6 protein-coding genes, 3 tRNA genes and 1 pseudogene are annotated in these 6,603 nt (G+C 42.7%); 4 read left to right on the forward strand and 6 right to left on the reverse strand.

From position 1 onward, the window contains the following. A partial coding sequence (locus B4H32_RS03865) for a type ISP restriction/modification enzyme (protein ID WP_349677406.1) occupies positions 1-742 on the forward strand: 742 nt, incomplete at its 5' end. A gap of 47 nt (positions 743-789) precedes the next feature. Here the strand turns inward: B4H32_RS03865 and wrbA are convergent. Further along, positions 790-1,386 carry an NAD(P)H:quinone oxidoreductase gene (gene wrbA / locus B4H32_RS03870; RefSeq protein ID WP_004757105.1) on the reverse strand — a complete coding sequence of 199 codons (597 nt, stop codon included), beginning with the start codon at positions 1,384-1,386 and terminating at the stop codon, positions 790-792. A gap of 111 nt (positions 1,387-1,497) precedes the next feature. Between wrbA and B4H32_RS03875 the strand changes: the two genes are divergently transcribed. Next, a complete protein-coding gene (locus tag B4H32_RS03875; RefSeq protein WP_004678543.1) occupies positions 1,498-2,760 on the forward strand; it encodes a YihY family inner membrane protein in 1,263 nt (420 codons plus the stop codon). Positions 2,761-2,839: 79 nt separating this feature from the next. Here the strand turns inward: B4H32_RS03875 and B4H32_RS03880 are convergent, their stop codons facing one another. Both B4H32_RS03880 and B4H32_RS03885 read right to left on the reverse strand, forming a co-directional pair. After that, on the reverse strand, positions 2,840-3,481 hold the full coding sequence (locus B4H32_RS03880; protein WP_004678545.1) for a fumarylacetoacetate hydrolase family protein: 642 nt from the start codon (positions 3,479-3,481) through the stop codon (positions 2,840-2,842). A gap of 29 nt (positions 3,482-3,510) precedes the next feature. Further along, on the reverse strand, positions 3,511-4,008 hold the full coding sequence (locus B4H32_RS03885; protein WP_004678548.1) for a YcxB family protein: 498 nt from the start codon (positions 4,006-4,008) through the stop codon (positions 3,511-3,513). 195 nt (positions 4,009-4,203) lie between these two features. Here B4H32_RS03885 and B4H32_RS03890 point away from each other — a divergent pair, with 195 nt between their 5' ends. Continuing rightward, on the forward strand, positions 4,204-5,502 hold the full coding sequence (locus B4H32_RS03890) for an SRPBCC family protein (RefSeq protein ID WP_004683243.1): 1,299 nt from the start codon (positions 4,204-4,206) through the stop codon (positions 5,500-5,502). A gap of 42 nt (positions 5,503-5,544) precedes the next feature. On the opposite strand, the gene B4H32_RS03895 is transcribed toward B4H32_RS03890, so the two are convergent. The 3 genes from B4H32_RS03895 to B4H32_RS03905 form a co-directional block, all read right to left on the reverse strand. Continuing rightward, positions 5,545-5,621, reverse strand: a tRNA-Arg gene (locus B4H32_RS03895). A 45-nt stretch (positions 5,622-5,666) separates the two neighbouring features. Then, positions 5,667-5,743, reverse strand: a tRNA-Arg gene (locus B4H32_RS03900). Between the two features lie 11 nt (positions 5,744-5,754). After that, positions 5,755-5,844: transfer RNA gene (locus B4H32_RS03905), tRNA-Ser, on the reverse strand. 259 nt (positions 5,845-6,103) lie between these two features. Between B4H32_RS03905 and B4H32_RS03910 the strand changes: the two are divergent. Then, positions 6,104-6,603 (forward strand): annotated as a pseudogene (locus tag B4H32_RS03910) (ribonuclease R); the annotation flags it as partial.

A 6,603-nucleotide genomic window follows, 5' to 3' on the forward strand; every position in this document is an offset into this window, starting at 1 on the left:
AAATTTAGCAATCAGCTCTACACGAAGTAGGAGAAATGATGCAAGCTGTTATTTCATTACACAAAATATTACCGACAAAAGCATTAGCTCATCGCTGGATAACAATTATATTTTTCCTCTCTATCTTTATAATGACACCACCCAAAATACTTTAGACAAGCAAGCGATCCGCACGCCTAATTTAAATCAAGACATTGTCGAACAGATCGCATCCAAGATCGGCTTAAGCTTTACCGATGAAAAAGAAGACATTCACGGTACATTTGCGCCAATAGACCTACTGGACTATATCTATGCAGTTTTACACTCGCCAAAGTATCGAGAAACCTACAAAGAATTTCTAAAAATCGACTTTCCACGTGTGCCATATCCAACTAACACCAAAACCTTTATTGAATTGGTCAAACTCGGTGGCGAACTACGGCGCATTCACTTGCTCGAAAGTCCAACCGTTGAGCAATACATTACTCAATATCCAGAAGACGGCGGCAATATCGTCGAAAAACCAATCTATAAAGATGGACATGTTTATATTAACGACACGCAATACTTTGCCAATGTGCCTGAAGTGGCATGGACTTTTTATATTGGCGGTTATCAACCTGCTCAAAAATGGCTCAAAGACCGTAAAGATCGGGCTTTAGATTTTGAAGATATTTTGCATTATCAAAAAATCATTGTTGCGTTGACCGAAACAAATCGGATCATGCAAGAAATAGACACCGTATTAGTAGAGATATAAAAATAAAAGCCATAGCGGAAAACTATTCTGCTATGGCTTTTATTTTATCACTTTGCAGCCAACGCCTTGACCACTTCGCCTAAACGCTTACCTTGCGCCTCACATAATGTTTTTTCATCTTGGCTTAAACCTTGATCGTGGCGTGGACCGCTGACATGACTTGCACCATAGGGGGTGCCGCCTGTTTTGGTATTGGATAATGCAGGGATTGAATTGGGTAAGCCCAGTATCATCATGCCATGATGGAATAATGGCGGTAACATGGTCAACAAGGTGCTTTCCTGCCCACCATGCATTGAACCTGAAGAGGTAAACACACAGGCAGGTTTATTGTGCAATGCGCCATTCAGCCACAAACTGGTGGTTTGATCCCAGAAATATTTCATTTCACTGGCCATGTTGCCAAAACGTGTTGGTGAACCAAGCGCCAAACCTGAACAATGGGTGAGATCATCCAGGGTACAATAAATGTCTCCCTCAGCAGGAATACTCGGCTCAGCCTCAGTCACCACAGTGGCCAGATTTGGAACGGTACGAATACGGGCAGTGACACCCGCAGCCTCAATTCCATCTGCAATCAGGTGTGCCATCTGTCTGGTTGAACCATATTTACTGTAATAAAGAACAAGGACGTAAGGTTGCATTACTTTCAATAATTTTGTTAAAAAGAACACTATACGATATTTTTTATATTTTTAGCGGTAATAAGTTCTGTGAAACGCATAGGATTTTGATTAAAACAATAGGATGAACCCATGATCTTCGAACGATATCGAAACAAACTGCCTTTTTTAGAAAAAACATGGTTTCAATTTATTGTATTTGTGTTACGGCGTTTCAAGGCCGATCGCTGTCAGGACCAGGCGGGTTCCCTCACCTATACCACCCTGTTTGCCGTTGTCCCTATGCTGACCGTTTTTCTGGTTATCATTTCCTCCATCAAGGCACTGGAACCTGCCCGACAACAACTGCAACAACTGATCTACAGCAACTTTTTGCCTAAAAGCACCATTGCCTTTGACAAGGCACTGAACGCATTTACCGAAAAATCCAGTAACCTCACCGTGATTGGGGTGTTATTTCTTTTTGTCACCACCGTACTGATGCTGTCTTCGATTGAAACCGTTTTCAATCGTATCTGGCGGGTCAAGGAAACCCGTACAGGCCTGATTGGCTTTATGCGTTACTGGACCATTATTTCACTGGGCCCGATCATTTTAGGCAGTGCGTTTGTACTTTCCTCAACTGTCGCCTCAATGAACATTCTCAGCAACAACTTTGCAGGCTATCAACTCAATGGTTCATTAATCTTATGGTTGATTTCATTTCTACTTACGATTGCTGGCTTTTTCATTTTATATTGGACCATTCCAAACCGCACTGTCCCGATCTTTTCAGCAGTGATTGCCGCCTGTTTTAGTGCAACGGTTTTTGAAACCCTGAAACGTTTATTTGGCTGGATCATGAGCAACTTCACTAGCTATGAAATTGTCTATGGTGCATTCGCTGCCGTTCCCATTTTCCTGCTCTGGATCTATTTGTCCTGGAACATCATTTTACTGGGTGTGGAAGTCAGCTATGCCCTCACTGCATTTAATTTAGGCAAGGAGCAAAAGCGCCATCCAATTTTGATGTTACTCGACATGCTGGAGCTGTTTTATAAAAAACAGCAAATCGGTGAAAGTGTCAGTGAAACGGAACTACTGGATATTATTGGTCGTGGTGAATTGGGGCGTTTACCTGCCTATATCCTGCAACTTGAAAATCAAAATCTCATCAAGCGCACAGATAAGGATGAATATGTATTGGTACGGAATTTGGCGCAGGTTGATTTCTGGAGTTTCTTTACCGCTCTTCCTTATCCTTTACCTCTACGCCCTGATGTATTCAATGTGCATCAGAATGATGAATGGATGGAGCGACTTGGCCCAGCCCTGATTGAAAGCAACGACTATTTGGCGGCTAAACTGTCTATTCCTCTTTCAACCATCTTTGAGATGTCGACAGAACCGAAATAAATCTGCATAGCCAATGACTTTAACAGGCGAGTCATTGGCTACTTTCAGACTTAACCCGCAGCATGTTGTAAATGCATGATTATGGTCGGACAAAAGTATTCCAGTCGTATTCCCCAGACTGGGTAATCAGTTTTAGGGTGAGTTGATCATTTGGCTGTAAAGCACCTACACCCGCTGGTGTTCCCGTCATGATCACATCACCTGTCTGTAGGCTAAATGCCTGATTAATATCAATCAGTAAATCGGCAATATCAAATATCATATCTTTGGTGAAACCATGCTGGCGTTCGGCACCATTGATGGTCAAGATCAGTTCAAGTTCCTGTAGGTCACCAATCTCATCGGTTTCAATCCACTCCCCCAGAATACATGCGCCATCGAATGCTTTGGCACGTTCCCACGGATGCCCCTTGGCTTTTAGCTCACCCTGTAAATCACGCAGGGTTAAATCCAGTCCCAGTGTCAGTGCTCCCACCGCCTCCAGTACTTTTTCCCGATCTGTTTCGCCAGACAGGGGATGTGCAATTTGCAGGCAGATTTCACATTCATAGTGACATTCACCCAAGGCCTTGTTCCATGTAATGCCTTGCGCTAGAGTCGCCAAACTACTTGCAGGTTTCATAAATAAAATCGGGCGATCTGGAATCACATTGCCAAGCTCTTTTGCATGCTCAGCATAGTTCCGACCGACACACACAATTTTTGATGGAGAGGTGCTCATGGCATTTCCTTATTTATTAGCAAGATTATTTATTTTTTAAAGCTATTTTCAAATTTACTTTGCGCTGCTGAATCCGTAAACGCCCGTTTTGGCACAATCACCACGGTATGGTTTTTCAGTTCCAGCATATAGGTCAGTTTACCAATGGCGAAAGACTGCACCTCGGCATATTGCGCACTTTGCTTTTTACCTGTGGCATAAAGCTCAAAATGATCCTGATACAGGTCAATGCCCTGTTCACTCTTGCCAAACTGATAACGGACAAACTGTCGTTTAAACAACATCGGCAGCAACCAATAGCGCATCAGCCCCTGCATGATCAGGAAAAAGGCCCCCAATGCAACGTAGTAACGCCCCACACCCGAAAAACCAAGATAAATACCCCATACAATAATGGCGATACTAATCAGTGGGGTTAAAAAACGGGTAAAGGTCTTTTTACCAAAGGTCACTAAAGCAAAACCATCCTGGGATTCTTCTAAATTCAGGTAATAACGCAGGGATAGCGCTGGACGTTGTTCAGACATGCTCGACTTCAATTTGTTTCATCATGGATGGGCGTAAATATTATACCAGTTTAGTGGCTAAGACGTTGTTTTACACAATATGGCTATTCTTTACACACAAAAAAATTTATAACTATTTTCCAATTTACTGGCATTGATCAAGATTGAAATGCTGAATTTCCAGCTCAGTCACGTATAAAAAATCAAAGGAATGTTATGTCTTATTTTACCCGCCTGCTATGTACAGGTATTTTATTCGGGATAAGTCAAATTGGTTTTACTCAAATCATTACATGGACAGACAATATCCCAAGTGCCTTGCAGCCTTTTCAGAACAATCCACAGCTCTTGGCCAGTTATACTCAGGACACTATTTTTATTTATGGTCACCCTGCGGTAAAAACTTCAGTACCCACCCTGAAAAGCAATCCTCAACCCACTGTCAGCTTTACTTCCGCTGCCATCATCGTCCCTGCCAATACACAACAGGTGGCGAAAACGCTGACAGACTTTAGTCATTATGTGGGACTGTTTCCAACCCTAAAATCAGCCAAGACCATTGAACAGTCGGGCAATATCGTACAGGTGAAATACAAGGTCTCAATTCCAACACCAATTCCTGTACTCAATTTCAATGAGGACGTCACGCTGCAACACCAGATCAAGCCGAACAGCATCGCCAGTCTGGTCATTGACGCTCCCATTCCCTATGGGGTCGGAAAACTGGAATGGTTTGCACTGGATGAGCATCGGACCCTGGTGACACTAACCCAGTGGGGTGACCTCAACCAACCGAAAGGATTTATTTTAAAGAAAATTTTAAACGCAATTCCTGAGGTCAAGTTTGGAGTTCCCAGCACTAGCAACGCCTTTGTTTTAGAGGCTTTAAGAACCCGTTTTATTGGAAAAAACACTGCCCCACTTGATGGCGGGCAAATGCCAAGCCCTCAACTCAATGCAACCCAGCTCACAAAAATCGCCCAGCTCAGCCAGACATCACAGCAACCCGTTAGCTTTCTGCATGCCCCGACCAGCATCATGTACACGCATGGACGTGAAGCCATGCGGTTTTCCACCACCTATCAGTTTTATAAACAGACACCACAACAGCTACAGAAATGGCTCACTCCATTGGCCTATAAGGATTTATTCCCTCGGCAAATCAAAAAGGTGGTGACCACCCCTATTCAGAATCAGGGACAGGATGCAGATATTCAGGTCAATGTGGGCTTAGGTGTCATTAATATTCCATTTGCCTTTAAACTGCATTTTAATTATCCAAATGCCAGCGAAAATAATTTTTATGCCAATGGTGGTGACTTGCGTTTTATTAAAGGCCAGATGGGATTTACCGAGCTTAATCAGGGTGCTTTATTGAAAATGACCACCAGCATGAAAATTGATGAAAAAGCACCTTTTTTACTCAGGGCAATGCGAAGCCTGCCATATCATGACGTATTGCCAGCAGTTGGCGGTAATGCAGTGTTTGTACAGAAAATTAAGGCAAAGGCATAAGGCACAAAAAAAACCGCAATTAAGCGGTTAATTTCTTTAAGTTGGTGCGCTCAGAGAGATTCGAACTCCCGACCCCTTAGTTCGTAGCCAAGTGCTCTATCCAGCTGAGCTATGAGCGCATTACTTATGTGCCTATTCAGGCGTGTGTTACATTAATCTTTACTTGGTGCGCTCAGAGAGATTCGAACTCCCGACCCCTTAGTTCGTAGCCAAGTGCTCTATCCAGCTGAGCTATGAGCGCTTTAAGTAAAGTGGCGGTGAGAGAGGGATTCGAACCCTCGATACAGTTACCCGTATGCATCCTTAGCAGGGATGTGGTTTCAGCCACTCACCCATCTCACCGTAACACGAGCGCAATAATACAAACTAAAACCGTATTACACAAGGGATGATCCTGTTTTTTTCTCTTTTTTTAAATCAATCAAATGTTTTTTAACCAATTCTTATATTTTTTCGTCATTTTTAGCGCTACGCTTGTTAATATAGTGTTCTCTCCTTTATTTAGATCGGCACAATAAACAGAATCTTGCAATCTTTGACGTGCAGTTAGAGTTTGAATGACTTATGCTAAACCGATCTGCCAGATGTGAAATGAAACGATATGACTAAAAATTGGGCCGATCCCGAAGCAAAAGCAGAAGCGCAACGTTACGATAATCCTATCCCTAGCCGAACTCTTATTCTAAGTACATTAGAACAATTAAAAACTGCACAGTCTCATGCAGAGCTGGTTGACCACTTTAATATCCCAGATCAAAAAAGTATTGATGCCTTGAACCATCGCTTAAGTGCAATGGTTCGTGACGGTCAGTTAATGAAAGATGGTTTTAAATACCAACCTGCAACCGATTTACCGAGCCATGAAGCAACGGTTTATATCAACAGTAAAGGCTTGGGTACGGCCAATATCGCAGGTCAGGATGATGTACTATTACCTGAACGTGAATTACGTCTAGTCTTTAATGGTGATCGCGTTAAAGTACGCCAAACTTCTGTTGACCGTAAAGGTAAAGCTTGGGGGTTTATTACCGAAGTCGTCCAACGTCGTGTCAAACAAATTATTGGTAAAGTCGCTGAACATGAAGGTGAATACTTTATTCA

Source organism: Acinetobacter sp. UBA2063 (assembly GCF_002333245.1).
Taxonomy (GTDB): domain Bacteria; phylum Pseudomonadota; class Gammaproteobacteria; order Pseudomonadales; family Moraxellaceae; genus Acinetobacter; species Acinetobacter parvus.